This is a genomic window from Lachnoclostridium sp. Marseille-P6806 (assembly GCF_964238185.1).
In the GTDB taxonomy this organism is placed as follows: domain Bacteria; phylum Bacillota; class Clostridia; order Lachnospirales; family Lachnospiraceae; genus Brotaphodocola.
In genome coordinates, this window is the sequence record NZ_CAXSLG010000004.1 from 81,772 (window position 1) to 99,360 (window position 17,589).

Annotated in this window: 16 protein-coding genes and 1 other RNA gene; 16 read left to right on the forward strand and 1 reads right to left on the reverse strand. The window is 46.8% G+C overall.

The annotated features are described in order from the left end of the window. The first annotated feature begins 64 nt into the window (after positions 1-64). From ssrS to ACESON_RS06530, 13 genes are all read left to right on the forward strand, one after another. Positions 65-241: non-coding RNA, 6S RNA (gene ssrS, locus ACESON_RS06470), on the forward strand. 102 nt (positions 242-343) lie between these two features. Next, positions 344-1,591 carry an AI-2E family transporter gene (locus ACESON_RS06475; RefSeq protein WP_177959116.1) on the forward strand — a complete coding sequence of 416 codons (1,248 nt, stop codon included), beginning with the start codon at positions 344-346 and terminating at the stop codon, positions 1,589-1,591. A gap of 15 nt (positions 1,592-1,606) precedes the next feature. Beyond that, positions 1,607-3,904, forward strand: a complete 2,298-nt coding sequence (locus ACESON_RS06480) for a SpoIID/LytB domain-containing protein (RefSeq protein ID WP_373108931.1) — start codon at positions 1,607-1,609, stop codon at positions 3,902-3,904. Positions 3,905-3,931: 27 nt separating this feature from the next. After that, positions 3,932-5,065 (forward strand): sugar MFS transporter, encoded by a 1,134-nt coding sequence (locus tag ACESON_RS06485; RefSeq protein WP_373108932.1) that lies wholly within the window; start codon positions 3,932-3,934, stop codon positions 5,063-5,065. A gap of 229 nt (positions 5,066-5,294) precedes the next feature. Continuing rightward, entirely contained in the window at positions 5,295-6,515 is a 1,221-nt protein-coding gene (locus tag ACESON_RS06490) for a diphosphate--fructose-6-phosphate 1-phosphotransferase (protein ID WP_177959119.1), read from the forward strand. A gap of 253 nt (positions 6,516-6,768) precedes the next feature. Beyond that, entirely contained in the window at positions 6,769-7,227 is a 459-nt protein-coding gene (locus ACESON_RS06495; RefSeq protein WP_177959120.1) for a MarR family transcriptional regulator, read from the forward strand. Further along, entirely contained in the window at positions 7,218-8,549 is a 1,332-nt protein-coding gene (locus tag ACESON_RS06500; protein WP_373108933.1) for an MATE family efflux transporter, read from the forward strand. Before ACESON_RS06495 ends, ACESON_RS06500 begins: the two co-directional genes overlap by 10 nt. A gap of 174 nt (positions 8,550-8,723) precedes the next feature. Beyond that, positions 8,724-9,233: an SEC-C metal-binding domain-containing protein gene (locus tag ACESON_RS06505; protein ID WP_373108935.1), complete on the forward strand. Its 510-nt coding sequence runs from the start codon at positions 8,724-8,726 to the stop codon at positions 9,231-9,233. 139 nt (positions 9,234-9,372) lie between these two features. After that, positions 9,373-10,131, forward strand: coding sequence for a class I SAM-dependent methyltransferase (locus ACESON_RS06510; protein WP_373108936.1), 759 nt, complete (start codon positions 9,373-9,375; stop codon positions 10,129-10,131). A 97-nt stretch (positions 10,132-10,228) separates the two neighbouring features. Continuing rightward, positions 10,229-11,107 carry an Hsp33 family molecular chaperone HslO gene (gene hslO / locus ACESON_RS06515; protein ID WP_373108938.1) on the forward strand — a complete coding sequence of 293 codons (879 nt, stop codon included), beginning with the start codon at positions 10,229-10,231 and terminating at the stop codon, positions 11,105-11,107. Between the two features lie 21 nt (positions 11,108-11,128). After that, complete coding sequence (locus tag ACESON_RS06520; RefSeq protein WP_177959125.1) at positions 11,129-11,554, forward strand: cytidine deaminase; 426 nt, start codon at positions 11,129-11,131, stop codon at positions 11,552-11,554. A gap of 89 nt (positions 11,555-11,643) precedes the next feature. Further along, the gene (locus ACESON_RS06525) at positions 11,644-12,840 is read left to right on the forward strand and encodes a phosphopentomutase (protein WP_177959126.1); all 1,197 of its coding nucleotides are present in this window, start codon (positions 11,644-11,646) and stop codon (positions 12,838-12,840) included. Between the two features lie 23 nt (positions 12,841-12,863). After that, positions 12,864-13,412, forward strand: coding sequence for a DUF5662 family protein (locus ACESON_RS06530; RefSeq protein ID WP_177959127.1), 549 nt, complete (start codon positions 12,864-12,866; stop codon positions 13,410-13,412). Positions 13,413-13,605: 193 nt separating this feature from the next. Here ACESON_RS06530 and ACESON_RS06535 read toward each other — a convergent pair whose 3' ends face one another. After that, positions 13,606-13,815: a hypothetical protein gene (locus ACESON_RS06535; protein ID WP_373109089.1), complete on the reverse strand. Its 210-nt coding sequence runs from the start codon at positions 13,813-13,815 to the stop codon at positions 13,606-13,608. Positions 13,816-14,010: 195 nt separating this feature from the next. On the opposite strand from ACESON_RS06535, the gene ACESON_RS06540 reads away from it, so the two are divergent. The 3 genes from ACESON_RS06540 (at position 14,011) to ftsH (ending at position 17,570) form a co-directional block, all read left to right on the forward strand. Continuing rightward, positions 14,011-14,607, forward strand: a complete 597-nt coding sequence (locus ACESON_RS06540; RefSeq protein WP_373108939.1) for an RNA polymerase sigma factor — start codon at positions 14,011-14,013, stop codon at positions 14,605-14,607. 25 nt (positions 14,608-14,632) lie between these two features. Next, positions 14,633-15,436: a hypothetical protein gene (locus tag ACESON_RS06545; RefSeq protein ID WP_177959129.1), complete on the forward strand. Its 804-nt coding sequence runs from the start codon at positions 14,633-14,635 to the stop codon at positions 15,434-15,436. Between the two features lie 115 nt (positions 15,437-15,551). Continuing rightward, entirely contained in the window at positions 15,552-17,570 is a 2,019-nt protein-coding gene (ftsH, locus tag ACESON_RS06550) for an ATP-dependent zinc metalloprotease FtsH (RefSeq protein WP_177959130.1), read from the forward strand. Positions 17,571-17,589: the final 19 nt, after the last annotated feature.

Sequence of the window (17,589 nt, forward strand, 5' to 3'; positions counted from 1 at the left end):
GGAAAAGGAACTTGAAAAACAGCCAAAGCTGTTGTATAATCAGTTATATGAAAAACAGAGAAAGTAATTCCTGGGATGTTCGACAACCTTACCCATTTTGAACCTACATTTGTGACACAGGGATTCCAATATTTGTACGCGGATGTCAGGCCTCCTCTGAGTGGAAGGCAGAAGCTTACGTGAGGTTGCCCACCTAGCATCGCTAGGCGTCAATAAGTAAGACCGGCATTTCGGGATTACAAAAGAGAAAAGCAGCGAGAAATCGCTGCTTTATCTTTTGCCCTTTTTATGGTAATCTATAATCAGCATAGAATTGCAGAAAAAACGATTGCTGGAGGAGCGTATGAATCACGAAAAATACAGAAAATATATTTATTGGGGCGTTACTGCATTTTTGGTATGCGGTCTGGTAGCGCTGATGGTTTTTCTGATGATCAACTGGAAAAAGGCGGAGGGAATTATGGCGCTGCTGAAGGATATCCTGGCGCCCATTATTTACGGAGCCGTGTTTGCTTATCTGATGACTCCTATCTACAACCGGGTTCAGGGAGCAGTGATACAGCAGGGCGGAAGGATGAAGCTGTCGAAAAAGACCAGTGAAAAGCTGGGGGCATTTGCAGCTACCATTGTCAGTCTGGTAGTACTGATCGCTGTTGTCACTGGTTTGATTTCCATGCTGATTCCGCAGCTGCTTACCAGTATCCGGGGAATTATTGAGGCACTGCCGTCCAATATCGCCAACCTGGAGCTGTGGCTGGAGCAGATGTTTGTCAGCAACCCGGAGATGGAAGCCAGTGTGATGGCATATTATGATATGGCTGTGGGATACGTTCAGAACTGGCTGACCAATGATTTGATTCCGAATATGTACAATATCATCAGCGGCGTTTCCAGCGGACTGTTTTCCATTGTGAATACGGTTATGGATGTGTTTATTGGTCTGATTGTTATGGTTTACCTTCTGAATATGAAAACAAAGCTTCAGACTCAGGCAAAAATGATTATCTATGGCGCATTTCCTTTAAAAATTGCGAATAAGGTAATAGAAGAATGCCGGTTTGTACACCATGTGTTTGGTGGATTCATTATTGGAAAGCTGCTGGATTCTTTGATTATCGGAATTCTGTGCTTTATTTTGCTGACTATTATGAAGATGCCCTATGTGCTTCTGGTCAGTGTTATTGTAGGGGTTACCAATATTATCCCCTTCTTTGGACCGTTTATCGGAGCGATTCCCAGTGCGTTTTTGATTTTGCTGGTGAGCCCGAGACAGTGCCTGTATTTTATCGGTCTGATTCTGTTGCTGCAGCAGTTTGACGGCAATATTCTTGGACCGAAGATTCTGGGAGACTCCACAGGAGTGTCCAGTTTTTGGGTGCTGTTTTCGATTCTACTGTTTGGCGGACTTTTCGGCTTTGTGGGCATGATTATCGGTGTTCCCACCTTTGCCGTTTTCTATCGTTTGACAACAGAGCTTGTGACCTATCTTTTGGGGAAAAAGGAGCTGTCTGCGGATATTTCCTCTTATGAGAGACTGGATTATATTGACAATGAAAAGAAAACCTACATCCGAAAAGAAGAAAGAACGTGATCGGAGCGTGTTTGAATGAGAAATCACAAGTTGATTGGCTGGGTGGTAGGAATTCCCCTTCTGGTCATTATTCTGATTCTGGTGATTGTATTGCAGGAACCGGATAAAGCTGGGATCAGCAGAGCAATGGCTGCAAAATCAGTTGCTCTTGCCCTTCAGTCTCCTGATGAGCTGAAAACATGGCAGAAGGAATACAAATCCTCTTTTTTCCCGGCTGAGACTCAGAAGCAGTGGTATGTGCCGTATCTTGATTATCTCTATGGAGAAGGAATTTTGGAGTCTGAGGAGATCCCGGCAGATGAGGAGCATGCCCTGCAGGAACTGACCTACCAGGAGGCGGCTGAGATGATGGGGAAGCTTTCTCCGGAGCTGAAACGGCTGGTACGGGCAGACAGGAAGAATGCCAAGAAGCCCTTTCCAGAAGAGCAGTGGTGGCTTTTGTATGATTCCGTGCTGCGAAAGCTGGATCCGGATGGAGAGATAAGGCTGGAGCAGGTTCTGATTTACGCAACGCCGGAAACAATGGCCGGAACACCAGCCTGGACTGCTCATACCAATCTTGGCGCATTGACATTTTACGGACTTGTGCTGGATCCTCTGGCAGATCACCAGCTGAAGGCCTATGTTCGAGACAGTGAAATCATTCATGTGACTGAGGATATGGGAAGCGACACCGAGTATCGCAATGTGTGGATTCTGGACGGGGATGAAAATGGCCTTCTGGTATATCTGGGAGATATTGAGCGGAGAATTCCTTTCCGGAAAAAAACAGGAAAAACAGAAAAAATGCTGCATCATATGGCAGACCTGAAAATGGAGAATGGAAAAATCAGCAAGGTTTCTCTGAAAACGGAGACGATTACCGGAAAGGTGCTTTCTGTACAGGAGGATGCCATTGAGCTGGAGGGCTATGGGGAAATTCCTCTGGATTCAGAATATAAGGTACTGAAAACCTATGGGGGAATGGAACGGAAGCAGCTTTCAGATATTCTGGTAGGCTATGGTACAGAAGAATTTATTGTGGCAAAGGGGAATGTCTGCGGGATTTTAATAACCCGGGAATTTCAGGCAGAAACGATCCGTGTGCTGATTATGAATAAAGGATTTCAGGGACTTTATCATTCCACCCTGACTCTTGTGTGCAGCGGACCCATGAAGGTAATTCAGGGAGAAAAGGAAAAAAGACTGAAGGCAGGAGAAGCGTTTACTGTACGGACGGGGGATCGTCAGCTCAGAGATGGCCGTATGATTCTGGAGCCGGAGACAGGGGGAGAAATTACGGTTCGCTCTCTGGAACGGGCTCAGGGAACTCCTTCTTATACAGGCCGTATGGAGATTGTTGAGGGCGAGGGCGGTCTGGTTCTAGTCAATGAGCTTTATCTGGAAGATTATCTGAAACGGGTGGTTCCCAGTGAAATGCCTTCAAGCTACGAGAAAGAGGCTTTGAAGGCCCAGGCTATCTGCGCAAGAACCTATGCCTATATGCAGCTGCAGAGCAATACCTACAGCCAGTATGGTGCCCATGTGGATGACAGCACGAATTTTCAGGTGTACAATAACACAGAAAACAGTATTCAGGCTTCAGAGGCAGTTCAGGATACCTATGGAAAGATGCTTTTGTATGATGGAAAACCGATTACGGCCTATTACTTTTCCACATCCTGTGGAACGACTTCCGACGCCTCAGTGTGGGGAAGCGATCCGGAAGCTGTGCCTTATCTGAAAGGCGTGGCGTTGCAGCCGGGCAGGGAGACTCTCGATTTGAGCAGCAATGAGGCCTTTTCTGCCTTTATTAAAAATGAAGACATAAAATCCTATGATTCCGCTTATCCTTTCTATCGCTGGAATGTGAAAACCAGTCGAGAGATTTTGTCAGCTAATATCGATGGAGTTGGAACCGTGACGGGACTTCAGATTACCGAGCGGGGCGGAGGAGGAGTTGCCAAAAAGCTTCTGGTTACGGGAACGGAAGGCGAAAAGACTATCAGCGGTCAGAATTCCATCCGGGCAGCTTTGGGAGATGAAAGTCTTGTGATTACGAAAAAGGATGGAAAAACGGTAACCGGCTGGGGGTCTCTTCCCAGCGGATTTATATCCATTGAGGATATCGGGAACGGAGATTTTCAAATCTTTGGAGGTGGTTTTGGCCACGGAGCCGGTATGAGTCAGAATGGAGCCCAGGCGATGGCAAAGTCAGGCATGAAGTGTGAGGAAATCCTGAAGTTTTTCTATGATGGAGTTTCTGTGGAGGTTATGAAGCAGAAACAGGAAAACAGCGGTCAGGCAGAAGGCCAGGAGGCTGCAAATGAATAAATGATATAACAAAGAGGAAAATGAGTGATGGAACAGCAGTACAATTTAAAACAGAGAAACGCAGGTTTTTATGCTTTTTTTATCAGCGGAATCTGCGCAATCAGCAGCGGAATTATTGTAAGCCTTTTGCAGGAGCAGATAGGGTTTGATTACGGGACAACAGGAATTCTTTTGGCTTTGATGAATATTGGAAATCTTCTGGCCGGTTTTGCCACAGGAGCTTTGCCCGGGAAAATCGGAATGAAAAAAACAGTGGTGCTGCTCACCGCCGGTTATGGCATTGGCTATGGCATTATGGGGATAACAGGATGGGTTCCGGCGCTGATGGCTGCGTTTTTTCTGGCAGGAATGGGAAAAGGAAGCACCATCAATACCTGTACTATTTTAATCGGAGACAACTCCAGAGACAGAACAAAAGGAATGAATCTGATGCACAGCTGTTACGCATTCGGAGCGCTGCTCTGCCCATTTCTGATTTCAGCGGTGGCTGCTGTCTCAGGAAAGCTTCCTATGCTTGTTCTGGGAATGCTTGGAGTGACCTTGTGGATGGCGTTTGTGCTCACTCCTATGGCAGGAAGCAAAAAGGGAGAGAAGCAGAAAACAGACTGGAGCTTTTTGAAAAATAAAAAATTCTGGCTTCTGACAGGATTGATTTTTTGTCAGAATGCAGTGGAAATCAGCGTAACAGGATGGATGGTTACATATTTTAAGGGAAGCGGTATTTTAAGCGGTTCTCTCAGTGCATATACGGTAACGGTTATGTGGACGGCAACCCTGCTTCTGCGTATGATGTATGCCTTTGTCTGCCCAATCAAAAAAGCTGGCAGGGCGATGATTGTTATGGGGATTTTCTGTACAGTATTTTATTTTGGAATGATGCAGGCGCAGACACAGGTTATGGCTATTGTTCTATTGTTTGCTTTTGCAGCTGCTATGGCAGGAATGAATCCCACAGCAGTGGCAAGCGCCGGCCGTATGACCAGCGTGACCAGCATGGGGATTATGCTTCCGGCAGCCAGCAGCGGCGCGATTCTGATGCCCTGGCTGATTGGACTGGTATCGGAAAAAACCGGTATTGCAGCCGGTATGACCTGTGTTCTGATTCCCTGTGTGGGAATGCTTCTTTTCAGTCTGGCTGTCAGCCGTCTGAAGGAGGAGTAAGGAGAGAGCAAAGAGATTTCCTGAAAGATAATCTGGTTTGCAGCCAGATGCAGATAAAACAAAATATCCCCCGCCTGCTGCACGAAGCCAACAGGCGAGGGATCAAAAAGGGGAGGATAAGTATTTCTTTTTTCTTTGGTACTAATTACAGTATTGCCCCAAAAAGGAAATCTATACATTGTCTGAGAAAAAATAAAAAATAGAAATAAAAAGAAATGAGGACAAGCAAATGAAAAATGTACTTGTAGGACAGTCTGGCGGCCCTACGGCCGTGATTAACGCAAGCCTGTACGGCGTGGTAAGGGAGGCCCTGGCTCATGGAGATAAGATTGGCCATGTGTATGGAATGCTCAACGGAATGGAGGGCTTTCTGCAGGACCGCTATATGGATATGGGGCAGGAGCTTTCCGGGGAGGAGCTGGAGCTTTTGAAGCTGACACCGGCGGCATACCTTGGTTCCTGCAGATTTAAGCTGCCGGAAAATCTGGAGGATGATTTCTATAAGACAGCCTTTGAAAAGCTGGAAGCATTAAATATTGGATATTTTTTCTATATCGGCGGAAATGATTCTATGGATACGGTCAGCAAGCTGTCGCGGTACGGAGAGCGGGTTGGAAGCGATATCCGGTTTATCGGAGTGCCCAAGACCATTGACAATGATCTGATTGAGACGGATCATACGCCGGGGTTTGGAAGTGCTGCAAAATATGTGGCAGCAACTGTGCGGGAAATCGTTCTTGATGCATCGGTATATGAGCAGAAGGCGGTGACGATTATTGAACTGATGGGACGTCATGCCGGATGGCTGACGGCTGCCAGTGTTCTGGCAAGAAAAAAGAAAGAGGATAATCCGGTTCTGATTTATCTTCCGGAAAGCAACTTTGATTTGGAGAATTTTGCCAGAGATCTGAAACAGGCTCTGGAAAAGAGAAATTGTGTGATTGTCTGTGTATCCGAGGGAATTTCCGATGCCAGCGGGAAATTTATCTGTGAGTATGGCAGTGAGGCATCAGTAGATAATTTTGGACATAAGATGCTGACTGGATGCGGAAAGGTACTGGAGAATTTTGTTCGGAACCGTTTTGGGGTGAAGGTTCGTTCTGTAGAACTGAATGTCAGCCAGCGCTGTTCTGGAATGGTCGTATCTGGAACAGATGTGGAAGAGGCTGCGTTAGCTGGTATGGAAGGCGTTAAGGGAGCATTGAAGGGAGAAACAGGAAAAATGGTTGCCTTTGCCCGGATTTCCAATCCCGGTGAGGAGTACCGAATGGAATGCCGTTTTGTAGATGTGAATCAGGTGTGCAATCAGGAAAAGGCTGTGCCAGCTGAGTGGATTACCGGAGATGGCAATGATATTGGAGAGAAATTTATCCAGTATGCTCTGCCGTTGATTCAGGGCGAGCCGGAGCGCATTATGGAAAATGGAATTCCCAAATATTTGTACAGATAGCAACTGTTTGGCCATGGGAAAATTCGTGGCTGTAACTGCAGATAAGAAGGTTGTTGTTTGACGGCTTGACAAAATCCGAAATCAGACTTATACTGGGTAAGTCTGATTTCGGATTTTCTTTATACCATGGAAATGCGAGTTCTGTGATATAAAAATACTTTGCGGAGATGTGCCATGGAGTAGAAGAGAGATTTGCGGCAGAATCGCCATCCCGCACGCAGGTAGAAAGAGGTTTAGGAAGGGAGAGGGAGAAATGGAACAGGAGAATAAGGAGCTTCTGGAAAAACGGGCGGAATACAACCGGCTGTTTAAGGCCCAGGATTATTTTTATGTTCGTGCAGCATCCAGAGCGAATTTGTCAGAGGCTGCTTTCTGGATTTTGTACAGTATCTGTGATTCTGATACAGCCTGGACTCAGAGTGCACTGTGCAAAGAGTGGTATTATTCCAAGCAGACCATTAATTCTGCTGTGAAAAAGCTGGAAAAGATGGATTTTGTGGAATTGAAAATGGAAAGCGGAACAGGAAACAGGAAAGTGATTGTTCTTACAGAGTCAGGACACCGGTATTGTGAGGAAGAAATTATGCCGTTGATCCAGGCTGAGTTGGATGCGCTTGCTGCCTTTTCAGAGGAGGAGCGAGAACTTCTGCTTTCGTTGATGCGCCGGCAGTTAGAGGCATTGGAGGAAAGGGTGAAGGGGGCATGGAAATAAAATTATCAGATCATTTTACATATCGGAGACTGATTCAGTTCGTAATGCCATGTGTGATTATGATGGTGGTTACGTCTCTTTATACTGTAATTGACGGATTTTTTGTATCCAACTACGCAGGAAAAATGGCCTTTGCTGCGGTGAATCTGATTTGGCCGTTTCTGCAGCTGATCAGCGCAGCAGGTTTTATGTTTGGCTCCGGAGGAAGCGCTCTGACAGCCTTTGTGCTGGGAACAGGCGATGAAAAAAAAGCCAATGAGATTTTTACCATGCTGATGGCGGTGTTAGCAGTAATCGGAGTTGTGATCTCCGTTGTGGGATTTATTTTTATGCGTCAGATTGCAGTGATTCTGGGAGCAGACGAATATCTGATTGATGATTGTGTGCTTTATGGAAGAATTTTGATTTGCGCCAATCCTCTTTTTATGATGCAGAATGCCTATCAGAGTTTTCTGGTAACGGCAGAGCGCCCGCGGTTCGGGCTGGGGATTGCGATTATGGCAGGCCTGATTAATGGAATTCTGGATTTTCTTTTGGTGGCAGTATTTCCATTGGGCGTGTGGGGGGCAGGCCTTGCCACTGCTCTCAGTCAGATTGCCGGAGGACTGATTCCTACGATTTATTTTATGAGGAAAAATAAAAGCCGTCTGCGTTTTGTAAAAACGAAGCTGGATTTTCCAGCGCTGTGGAAGGCATGTGGAAATGGTTCCTCAGAGATGATGACGAATCTTTCCGGAGCTGTGGTCAGTCTTTTGTATAATTATCAGCTGTTAAGGCTTGCAGCAGAGGATGGTGTGGCGGCTTACGGGGCTACTATGTATGTGTCCTTTGTGTTTACGGCATTTCATTTTGGATACGCCATAGGCTGCAATCCCATAGTCGGGTATCACTATGGAGCGGGAAATGAAGCAGAGCTGAAAAGTGTTTTGAGAAAAAGTCTCATTCTGACCGGAGCTGTGGGGCTTGGAATGACAGCGGCTGCGGAATTTCTGGCGGAACCGATTTCTTTTGTTTATGTGGGCTATGATCCTGTGCTGTGTGAGATGACCATACGGGGGATGAAGTTGTTTGGTTTTTCTTTTTTTATCAGTGGATTTAATATTTTTGCATCTGCCTTTTTTACCGGGCTGAATAACGGTATGGTTTCTGCTATGATTTCCTTGCTTCGGACGCTGGTTTTTCAGGTGGCAGCTGTGCTTCTGCTTCCGCTCTGGATGGAACTGGATGGAATCTGGCTGTCTGTGGTGGCGGCAGAGGCGGTAACCCTGGTAATAACCGCAGCTTTTTTTGTGGGAAACAGGAAGAAATACCATTATTTTTAACAGGATTGTGAAGGCGACTGTCTGCTGTAAAGTCCGTGGACGGCAGATTCTCAGGGGAAGAGTCGAAAAACAGGGAAAGAAAGGGTTTGCAAATTTGAGAGAAGTGTTATATACTATGAGAACAGGCGTAGTTTACGATACGCAGGATAACAGAGAAAAGGAAGGATACGTATCATGGCATTATTAGAGACATGGAGAAACCTTGCATACGGCAATGGCCTGAATGATAAAGAGAAAGAAAAACTGTGGAATGGATATTTTACCATTGAGAAAGGAATTTATGAGCAGATTCTTTCTGAGCCAAATCAGGTGATTACCGGCACAGTGAAGGAACTGGCAGAGAAGTATAATACTGAGATTCTTATTATGACCGGATTCCTGGATGGTATCAATGAGAGCCTGAAGGGTTATGAGAACCCCATCGATACCATGGAGGAGGATACTCAGGTTAAGATTGAGATTGATCCAGAGAAGCTGTATTATAATATGGTTGAGGCAAAGGCACAGTGGCTGTACGAGCTGCCCCAGTGGGATTCTATCCTCAGCGAGGAGAGAAGAAAAGAGCTTTACAAGCAGCAGAAGGCTTCCGGTACGATTCGTAAGGAAAAGAAGATTTTCCCCAACGATCCGTGTCCGTGCGGAAGCGGCAAGAAGTACAAGAAGTGCTGCGGCAAAAATGCATAATGGTTCCGGAGTTCATACAGTGAATCCGAACTAAGAGAAGCAGGGGCATCGGGAGTATTCGGTGCGCCTGCTTTGTTTGGGTTAAAGAAAAAGCGGCTTTGGGCGGCACAGGCAGAGACAAGGGAAAGGAGACAGGAAGATGGATGCATATACCGGGTTTGCAGAGGTGTATGATATGTTTATGGATAATATTCCCTATGAGACGTGGTGTGAGTATCTGACCGGACTGCTGAAGGAGCAGGGAGTGACAGAGGGACTGCTGCTGGATCTGGGGTGCGGCACAGGTACCCTTACCCGGCTGCTGGCAGCAGAGGGATACGATATGATTGGTGTGGATCTTTCTGATGAAATGCTGGAAATCGCTATGGATCATCAGAGGGAGAAGCCGGATGGGATTTTGTACCTTTTGCAGGATATGAGAGAGTTTGAGCTGTATGGCACTGTGAGAGGGATTGTCAGCATCTGTGATTCCATGAATTATTTGACAGAGTACGAGGATCTGGTACAGGTACTCCGGCTGGCGAATAATTATCTGGATCCCGGCGGTGTGTTTATTTTTGACCTGAATACGGTTTACAAGTATAGTGAAATTCTGGGAGAGCAGACCATTGCCGAGAATCGGGATGAGGGAAGTTTTATCTGGGAAAATTATTTTGATCAGGAGGAAGGGATCAATGAATACGATTTGACCCTGTTTATCCGGGAGGAGGACGGACGGTTCCGGAAGTATGAGGAAACCCATTTTCAGAGAGCCTATGAGCAGAAGGAAGTGGAGGAAGCGATCCGGGAAGCAGGAATGGAGCTTGTGGCAGTTTATGACGCGTTTACAAAAGAGCCGCCGAAGCCTGACAGCGAACGGCTGTATTTTGTTGTGCGGGAGCATGGAAAACAGGGCTGAAAGCAGGCATTGGTTTTAAAAGGAGAGTCTATTCTCCGGAATCAGGGAGCATACAAATCAGGAAAGGAAAAGCTGGTTACAACAGCAGGAAGATAGAATGACAGATTATATTATCAGGGCAACGGCAGCAGAAGGACAGATTCGCGCATTTGCAGCAACGACCAGAGATTTGGTGGAGTACGCCAGAAGTGCTCACAACACAAGCCCGGTGGCAACTGCGGCTCTGGGACGTCTTTTGACAGCAGGGGCTATGATGGGAATTATGATGAAGGGAGAGAAGGATCTTCTTACCTTAAAAATTGAAGGAGACGGACCGATTGGCGGTTTGACGGTTACTGCAGATTCCAGGGGCAATGTAAAGGGCTATGCATTTCATCCGGAGGTGATGCTGCCTCCCAATGCAAAAGGAAAGCTGGATGTAGGCGGAGCTCTGGGAATAGGTGTGCTGAGTGTTATCAAGGATATTGGTTTGAAGGATCCTTATGTAGGGCAGACGATTCTGGTGACCAGTGAAATTGCGGAGGATCTGACCTATTATTTTGCTACCTCTGAACAGACGCCTTCCAGTGTAGCTTTGGGAGTTTTGATGGAGCGGGATAATACCGTAAAGCAGGCAGGAGGGTTTATTCTGCAGATGATGCCGGGAGCATCAGAGGAGGTGATTTCTGCTCTGGAGAAGCGGCTGGGAGAAATTACTTCTATTACGGCTCTTCTTGATGCTGGAAATACACCGGAAATGATTCTGGAACATATTCTGGGCGATTTTGGTCTGGAAATTCTGGATAAGCGTCCGACCGCATTTTCCTGCAACTGCTCTGAGGAGAGAATTGAAAAGGCGCTGATCAGCGTGGGAAAACAGGAGCTGCAGAGCATGATTGAGGATGGAAAAACTATTGAGGTGAACTGCCATTTCTGCAATAAACATTATCCGGTTACGGTGGAACGTCTGAAAGAGCTTTTGGAGATGGCCAGGTAGAAAGCTGGAGGATAACACAGGATGACAGACAGAAAAAAGTTGATTGCTATGGCGATTGAGGCTATGGGGCGTTCCTATTCTCCCTATTCAGGGTTTTGTGTAGGAGCGGCGCTTCTTACAAAATCAGGAAAGATATATCAGGGCTGCAATATTGAGAATGCGGCTTATTCTCCTACAAACTGCGCAGAGCGGACTGCATTTTTTAAGGCAGTCAGTGAAGGGGAAAGGGAGTTTGAGGCTATCTGCATTGTGGGAGGACAAAATGGAAGACTAACGGATTATACCTCCCCCTGCGGTGTGTGCCGCCAGGTAATGAGGGAGTTCTGCAATCCTGGGGAGTTTCTGGTGATTCTGGCAGTAGATGAGGAGCATTACCGGGAGTATCGGCTGGAGGAATTGCTCCCTCTGGGCTTTGGACCGGAAAATCTTGGACGGGAGCTGATGTAAACGGACAGAAGGCGCAAAAATTCCGTGCAGGAAGAATGGGGCTATACAGGGCTGGACAGAAAAATAAGTACAGAGAAAGGAATCGAGATATGGCAGAAGAAAGATATCGTCGAGTGTTTCTAATTGTAGTAGATTCTCTTGGAGTAGGAGGAGCGAAAGATGCGGCAGATTATGGGGATTTAGGCAGCGATACTCTGGGACACATTTCTGATTGTGTGGAGCAGTTTTCTATTCCTAATCTTCAGAGGCTGGGTATGGCAAACCTTCATCCTCTCCGCCAGGTTGAGCCGGCCCAAAGGCCGATTGGCTATTATGGAAGGATGAATGAGCGGAGCCGGGGAAAGGATACCATGACCGGTCACTGGGAACTGATGGGACTGAAAACAGAAAAGCCGTTTATCACCTTTACAGAGACTGGATTTCCGCCGGAGCTGATTGAGGAGCTGGAAAAGAGAACCGGTCATAAGGTCATCGGCAACAAAAGCGCCAGCGGGACAGAGATCCTGGATGAGCTGGCGGAGGAAGAAATCGCAACGGGTCATATGATCGTATATACCTCTGCAGACTCAGTTCTTCAGATTTGCGGAAATGAGGAAACCTTTGATCTGGCAGAATTGTATCGGTGCTGTGAAATCGCCAGAGAGCTGACTATGCGGGATGAGTGGAAGGTGGGAAGGGTGATTGCCCGTCCTTATGTAGGAAAAAAACGTGGAGAATTCAAACGAACCAGCAACCGCCACGATTATGCAGTACCTCCTTTTGGAAAAACAGTGCTGGATGCTTTAAAGGAGAAGGGGCTGGATGTGATTTCCGTGGGAAAAATCAATGATATTTTTTCCGGCTGCGGAATTACAGAAGCTTTTCATTCGGACAGCTCTGTTCATGGAATGGAACAGACGATTGAACAGGCAAAACGGGATTTCCATGGCCTTTGCTTTGTAAATCTGGTGGATTTTGATGCCCTGTGGGGGCATCGGCGCAATCCCCAGGGATATGCGAAGGAACTGGAGCGTTTTGACAAAAAGCTGGGCGAGCTGCTTGAACTTCTGGGCGACGAGGATCTGCTTTTGATTACGGCAGATCATGGAAATGATCCGACTTATAAAGGAACTGATCATACCAGAGAGCAGGTTCCTCTTCTGGCCTATTCCAAATCGATGGTGGGGTTTGGAGACTTGCCTCAGACGGATACATTTGCAGCAGTGGGGGCGACGATTGCAGAAAATTTCCAGTGCGGGATGCCGGAAGGAACGATTGGGGAGTCAATTTTGGATGAAATCAAGTAAAGAAAGCATTGGAGGAAGAAAACATGCAGCGCAACAAGGCCTGGCGGCATTTTAAAACCATAACGGGACACAAAATTCTGGTGATGGAGAACTGCTTTCGAGTAGGGCTTTTCCGTCAGGGACTGATGCATGATCTATCAAAATACAGTCCTGTGGAGTTTGGAACCGGAGTGAAGTATTATCAGGGAAACCGCAGTCCCAATGCAGCGGAGCGGGAGGAAAAAGGATATTCGGAGGCCTGGCTGCATCATAAAGGAAGAAATAAACATCATTTTGAATACTGGATTGATTTTTCTAAAACCAGCCAGGGCCTTTCCGGGGCAAAGATGCCGGTGAATTATCTGGTGGAAATGGTTATGGATCGAATTGCAGCTTCCCGGGTATATCGGGGCGCCGGGTATACAGATGGAGCAGCCTGGGAATATTACCAGATGGAACAGCCCTATTTGTCAGGAATCATGCATCCTGAGACGCAGGCGGAGCTGGAGAAAATCTTGATTATGCTGGATAAGAAGGGAGAGAGGGCAACCTTTGCCTATCTTAGAAAGCTTCTGAAAAAGGGAACTTATTAAAGAACCTCAAAAATGCTTTGATGATGATGAACAAAAAAGGGGGCAGCTGCAATATTGCAGCGCTCCCTTTTTGGTGGTGCGCCTGGCAGTATCCTGGGGATTTAAGCAGAATAGCTGCTGATGCAGCCGCCCTCCGGCGCGGGAATGTGACGCGGTACCTTCTTTTCTGCTCACCATGTCTGCAGATTTTGTCTCAGTCGTGGAAAATATCGGCAGGATAGTGATAAATTTCCGCATAGGATTCCAGTTCTGCCTCTGATTGGGGGAGGCTGGGAATCAGACCCGTACAGTCTGTGGCAGAGCAGGCCTTAATGTCTGGATAGGCGGTATCGTCTGTTCCATAGGGATCTTGAACCGGAGGTTCTTTCTCCGGCTTTTTTTCTGGCTCTGTGACAGGATTGATGTTAAGCAGAGCGGTATCGGGTATCGTGTCTTTTGGAAAGAAGCTCATTGTTATCACCTCAGTTACAGTATGAAGCAGAGTTCTCCTTTTTATACAGTTTTTCTTTTTGAAAAAATAGAAAATAAAATGAACCAGATGGAAAAAGAAAGGCTCTTATACTACAGATGCATCAAAATAAGGGAAAGGAATCATGGAATGGACGAGAAAAACAGGACTGATGTGGAAAAAATGATACAGGGTGATGAATCGGCATTTGATGAATTGTACCGATCCTTTTCCGGAAAGCTGTACCGTATGGCGTATTTTATTACAGGAAATCAAAGTGACAGTGAGGATGTACTGCAGGAAACCTTTGTCAAATGTTATCTGCATCGGAAATCGCTGAAGGATCCGGAGCGGTTTGAAGCCTGGCTGTATCAGATTCTGGTTCGGACAGCCTGGAAGCTCTGCCGGAAAAGGCGTGAGGTTTCCCTGGATGCGGTTCTGGAAAACCCGGATGACAGGGGAATGGCCCAGCAACTCAACAGGGATGACAAGGAAGGACCTTTGGAACAGCTTCTGAAACAGGAACATGCCTTTCATCTGTGGAAGCTGGTGGAAGGGCTGAATGTAAAGTACAGAACGGTAATTCTTCTATATTATTACAATGAACTGAGCACCAGAGAAATTGCAAAAATTACAGGGACTTTGGAGGGAACTGTAAAATCCAGGCTGTTTCAGGCAAGAAAGCTTTTGAAAAAACAGCTGGAATCTGAGGAGAGAAGAATGTATTTTGAAGGAAAGCCGGGATGAGAGCGCTGTGAAGGAGGGCGGAAGAATGAAGGATAGCTGGGAGCGAAAGGAATTTGATAAAAGGCTTGGTAGAGAGCTTCAGAAGGGAATCGATGAAATTCCCTGGAGTGCGCAACAGGAGCTGGAAGGGCTGAGAGCAGTTCACGCGGCAATGGAAGGAAGGAGAATGACAATGAGATTTCAAGGAAGAAAGATGGTGGCAGCAGCGGCGGTTATCCTGGCGCTGACAGGAACAATTACAGCAGTAGCAGCAGGAAAAATAACAGGGCTTTTTAGTTCTACCAACAAAATGGATGCCATAACTACAGCGAAGGAGCTGGAAGAAAAAGGGAGTAAGGAGCTGGGAGAAGCGCTTTTGGTAGCTGATACGCTGGCGGATGGAAGCCGTTTTCAGGAGGGCTATATTACAGAAATTCAGGCTGTGGATGACAGCGGAAATACAGTTGGAACCTATCCGGAGATCAGCATTCAGTATGGGGATTATTTTTTCAGTGTGATCCGGGAAAGGGATCGGGAGATTATGGAGGAAAATCAGGAGCCTGCCTCGGATGGAGATTATGAGGAATTGTATGAGGGAATCTGCCTGAGAGGACAGGAGGATGAGTATCTGTTTCTTCCTCCAGATCAGAAGCCTTCTGAGGAAGATGAATCCCGTGAGGCGGCAGGGGAGCTGTATATCAGCTATGGCTCTGTGGAAGAAGAACGATGTGTGTATAAAAATATGATGTGGGAAAAGGATGGGCTTTCTTATACTATGATGACCAGTGCAGATAGGACTCTGGAGGAGATGGCAGAGCTGGCAAAAGCATATATAGACAGTGAAAAGTAAAGAAACTTTGTTTTTTCCGTGATGGGTTCTTGATTTCTCCCGAAACTGCCAGTATAATTAGGAATAGTTGTGCAAAAAAATAAGATATACAGCAGGAACAGGAGATATGCCCAATATGGACAATAACAACAGTCAACAGCCGCAGCAGAATGGCAATAATAATAAATTCCCCAAAGGTCAGTTTATTGTGATGCTGATTGCGGCTCTGGTGACACTTGGTGTTGCTGGAATGATGAAAAGCTATATGGGGAGCCGAAGTCAGAAGGAGGTTACCTACGATCAGTTTATTGAAGAGGTCGAGGACGGACAGGTAGAATCAATATTAAGAAGAAGCAGCCGGATTGAGATCCGCTATAAAGAAAGCTCTGAAAAATTCAATCCGGCTTTCCAGTATTATACCATTCCTCTTTCCGGGGATTATATGCTGGCAGAGCGGCTTCTGGAGCATGAGGTGGAAATTAAGCAGGAACAGCAGGAAACCGGCGATTTATTCTGGTCAATTATCAGTATGATTTTCCCCTTTGTGCTTCTTGTAGTATTTATGAATTTTATGATGAAGCGCATGGGCGGAGTAGGAAAAAGCAATGCCAAGGTCTATATGCAGAAGGAGACAGGTGTAACCTTTGCTGATGTGGCAGGACAGGATGAGGCGAAGGAATCCTTAGTGGAATTGGTGGATTTCCTTCACAATCCGGCTAAATATACCCACATTGGCGCAAAGCTTCCCAAAGGCGCTCTTTTAGTAGGACCTCCCGGAACAGGAAAAACTCTTTTGGCAAAGGCAGTGGCGGGAGAGGCACAGGTGCCCTTTTACTTTTTGTCCGGTTCGGACTTTATGGAGCTTTATGTAGGAGTAGGTGCTTCCCGTGTCCGGAGTCTGTTTAAACAGGCCCAGCAGACAGCGCCGGGAATTATTTTTATTGATGAGATTGATTCCATTGGGCGAAGCCGCAGCGGCTACGGCGGAGGCGGAGAATCTGAGCAGCAGCAGACTTTAAACCAGCTGCTTTCCGAGATGGACGGTATGGATTCTTCCAAGGGGGTTTTGATTCTGGCAGCTACTAACCGGCCGGAGGTTCTGGATCCGGCACTTTTGCGTCCCGGACGTTTTGACCGCCGGGTGATTGTGGATAAGCCGGATTTAAAGGGTCGTGTAGATATTCTGAAGGTACATGCAAAGAATGTTTCCCTGGACGAGACTGTGGATCTGGATGCCATTGCTCTGGCGACCTCCGGAGCTGTGGGCTCCGATCTGGCGAATATGATTAACGAGGCAGCGATTCTGGCTGTGAAAAACGGTCGGAATGCAGTAAGTCAGAAGGATTTGTTTGAAGCAGTTGAGGTGGTTCTTGTAGGTAAGGAGAAAAAGGACCGGATACTCAGTAAGGAAGAACGCAGGATCGTTTCCTACCATGAGGTAGGCCATGCGCTGGTCAGCGCCCTGCAGAAGGATGCAGAGCCTGTGCAGAAGATTACGATTGTTCCCCGTACCATGGGGGCTCTGGGCTATGTGATGCATGTGCCGGAGGAAGAAAAGTATCTGAATAATAAAAAAGAGCTGGAGGCTATGCTGGTAGGATTCCTGGCCGGTCGGGCAGCAGAGGAAATTGTATTCGATACAGTAACTACCGGGGCGGCCAATGATATTGAGCAGGCAACCCATCTGGCAAGAGCTATGGTTACTCAGTATGGAATGTCAGAAAAGTTCGGACTGATGGGACTGGCAACTCAGCAGGATCAGTATCTGACAGGACGGACGGTGATGAACTGCGGAGAAGCTACGGCGGCTGCAGTGGATGACGAGGTTATGGAGATTCTGAAGCGCTCCTATGAGGAGGCCAAACGTCTGCTCAGTGAAAACAGAGAGATTATGGATCAGATTGCAGAATTCCTGATAGAGAAAGAAACCATTACCGGTAAGGAATTTATGCAGATTTTCCGAAAATGCAAGGGAATTCCTGAGCCGGAGGAGAAAACGGCATCACCAGAAGGTTTTTCTGTGACCGAAGAGGAAGAGCCCAGACCGGCAGAACCGGAAGCTTTGCATTCTGGAAATGAAGAAGAGGGACAGAGCAAGCCTTTGACAGATACAGATGGATGGATTCCTGTATCCAGTCATGAGGAAAAGCGTTAGGCTCAGCTGGGATAAAAAG

What these genes read in the sequence shown, in the direction of transcription:
- ACESON_RS06540 (WP_373108939.1), top strand. Translation starts at nt 14,011, where the DNA reads ATGGACGAGAAAAACAGGACTGATGTGGAAAAAATGATACAGGGTGAT.
- ACESON_RS06520 (WP_177959125.1), top strand. Translation starts at nt 11,129, where the DNA reads ATGACAGACAGAAAAAAGTTGATTGCTATGGCGATTGAGGCTATGGGG.
- ACESON_RS06490 (WP_177959119.1), top strand. Translation starts at nt 5,295, where the DNA reads ATGAAAAATGTACTTGTAGGACAGTCTGGCGGCCCTACGGCCGTGATT.
- ACESON_RS06500 (WP_373108933.1), top strand. Translation starts at nt 7,218, where the DNA reads ATGGAAATAAAATTATCAGATCATTTTACATATCGGAGACTGATTCAG.
- ACESON_RS06525 (WP_177959126.1), top strand. Translation starts at nt 11,644, where the DNA reads ATGGCAGAAGAAAGATATCGTCGAGTGTTTCTAATTGTAGTAGATTCT.
- ACESON_RS06510 (WP_373108936.1), top strand. Translation starts at nt 9,373, where the DNA reads ATGGATGCATATACCGGGTTTGCAGAGGTGTATGATATGTTTATGGAT.
- ftsH (WP_177959130.1), top strand. Translation starts at nt 15,552, where the DNA reads ATGGACAATAACAACAGTCAACAGCCGCAGCAGAATGGCAATAATAAT.
- ACESON_RS06495 (WP_177959120.1), top strand. Translation starts at nt 6,769, where the DNA reads ATGGAACAGGAGAATAAGGAGCTTCTGGAAAAACGGGCGGAATACAAC.
- ACESON_RS06475 (WP_177959116.1), top strand. Translation starts at nt 344, where the DNA reads ATGAATCACGAAAAATACAGAAAATATATTTATTGGGGCGTTACTGCA.
- hslO (WP_373108938.1), top strand. Translation starts at nt 10,229, where the DNA reads ATGACAGATTATATTATCAGGGCAACGGCAGCAGAAGGACAGATTCGC.
- ACESON_RS06530 (WP_177959127.1), top strand. Translation starts at nt 12,864, where the DNA reads ATGCAGCGCAACAAGGCCTGGCGGCATTTTAAAACCATAACGGGACAC.
- ACESON_RS06480 (WP_373108931.1), top strand. Translation starts at nt 1,607, where the DNA reads ATGAGAAATCACAAGTTGATTGGCTGGGTGGTAGGAATTCCCCTTCTG.
- ACESON_RS06485 (WP_373108932.1), top strand. Translation starts at nt 3,932, where the DNA reads ATGGAACAGCAGTACAATTTAAAACAGAGAAACGCAGGTTTTTATGCT.
- ACESON_RS06505 (WP_373108935.1), top strand. Translation starts at nt 8,724, where the DNA reads ATGGCATTATTAGAGACATGGAGAAACCTTGCATACGGCAATGGCCTG.
- ACESON_RS06545 (WP_177959129.1), top strand. Translation starts at nt 14,633, where the DNA reads ATGAAGGATAGCTGGGAGCGAAAGGAATTTGATAAAAGGCTTGGTAGA.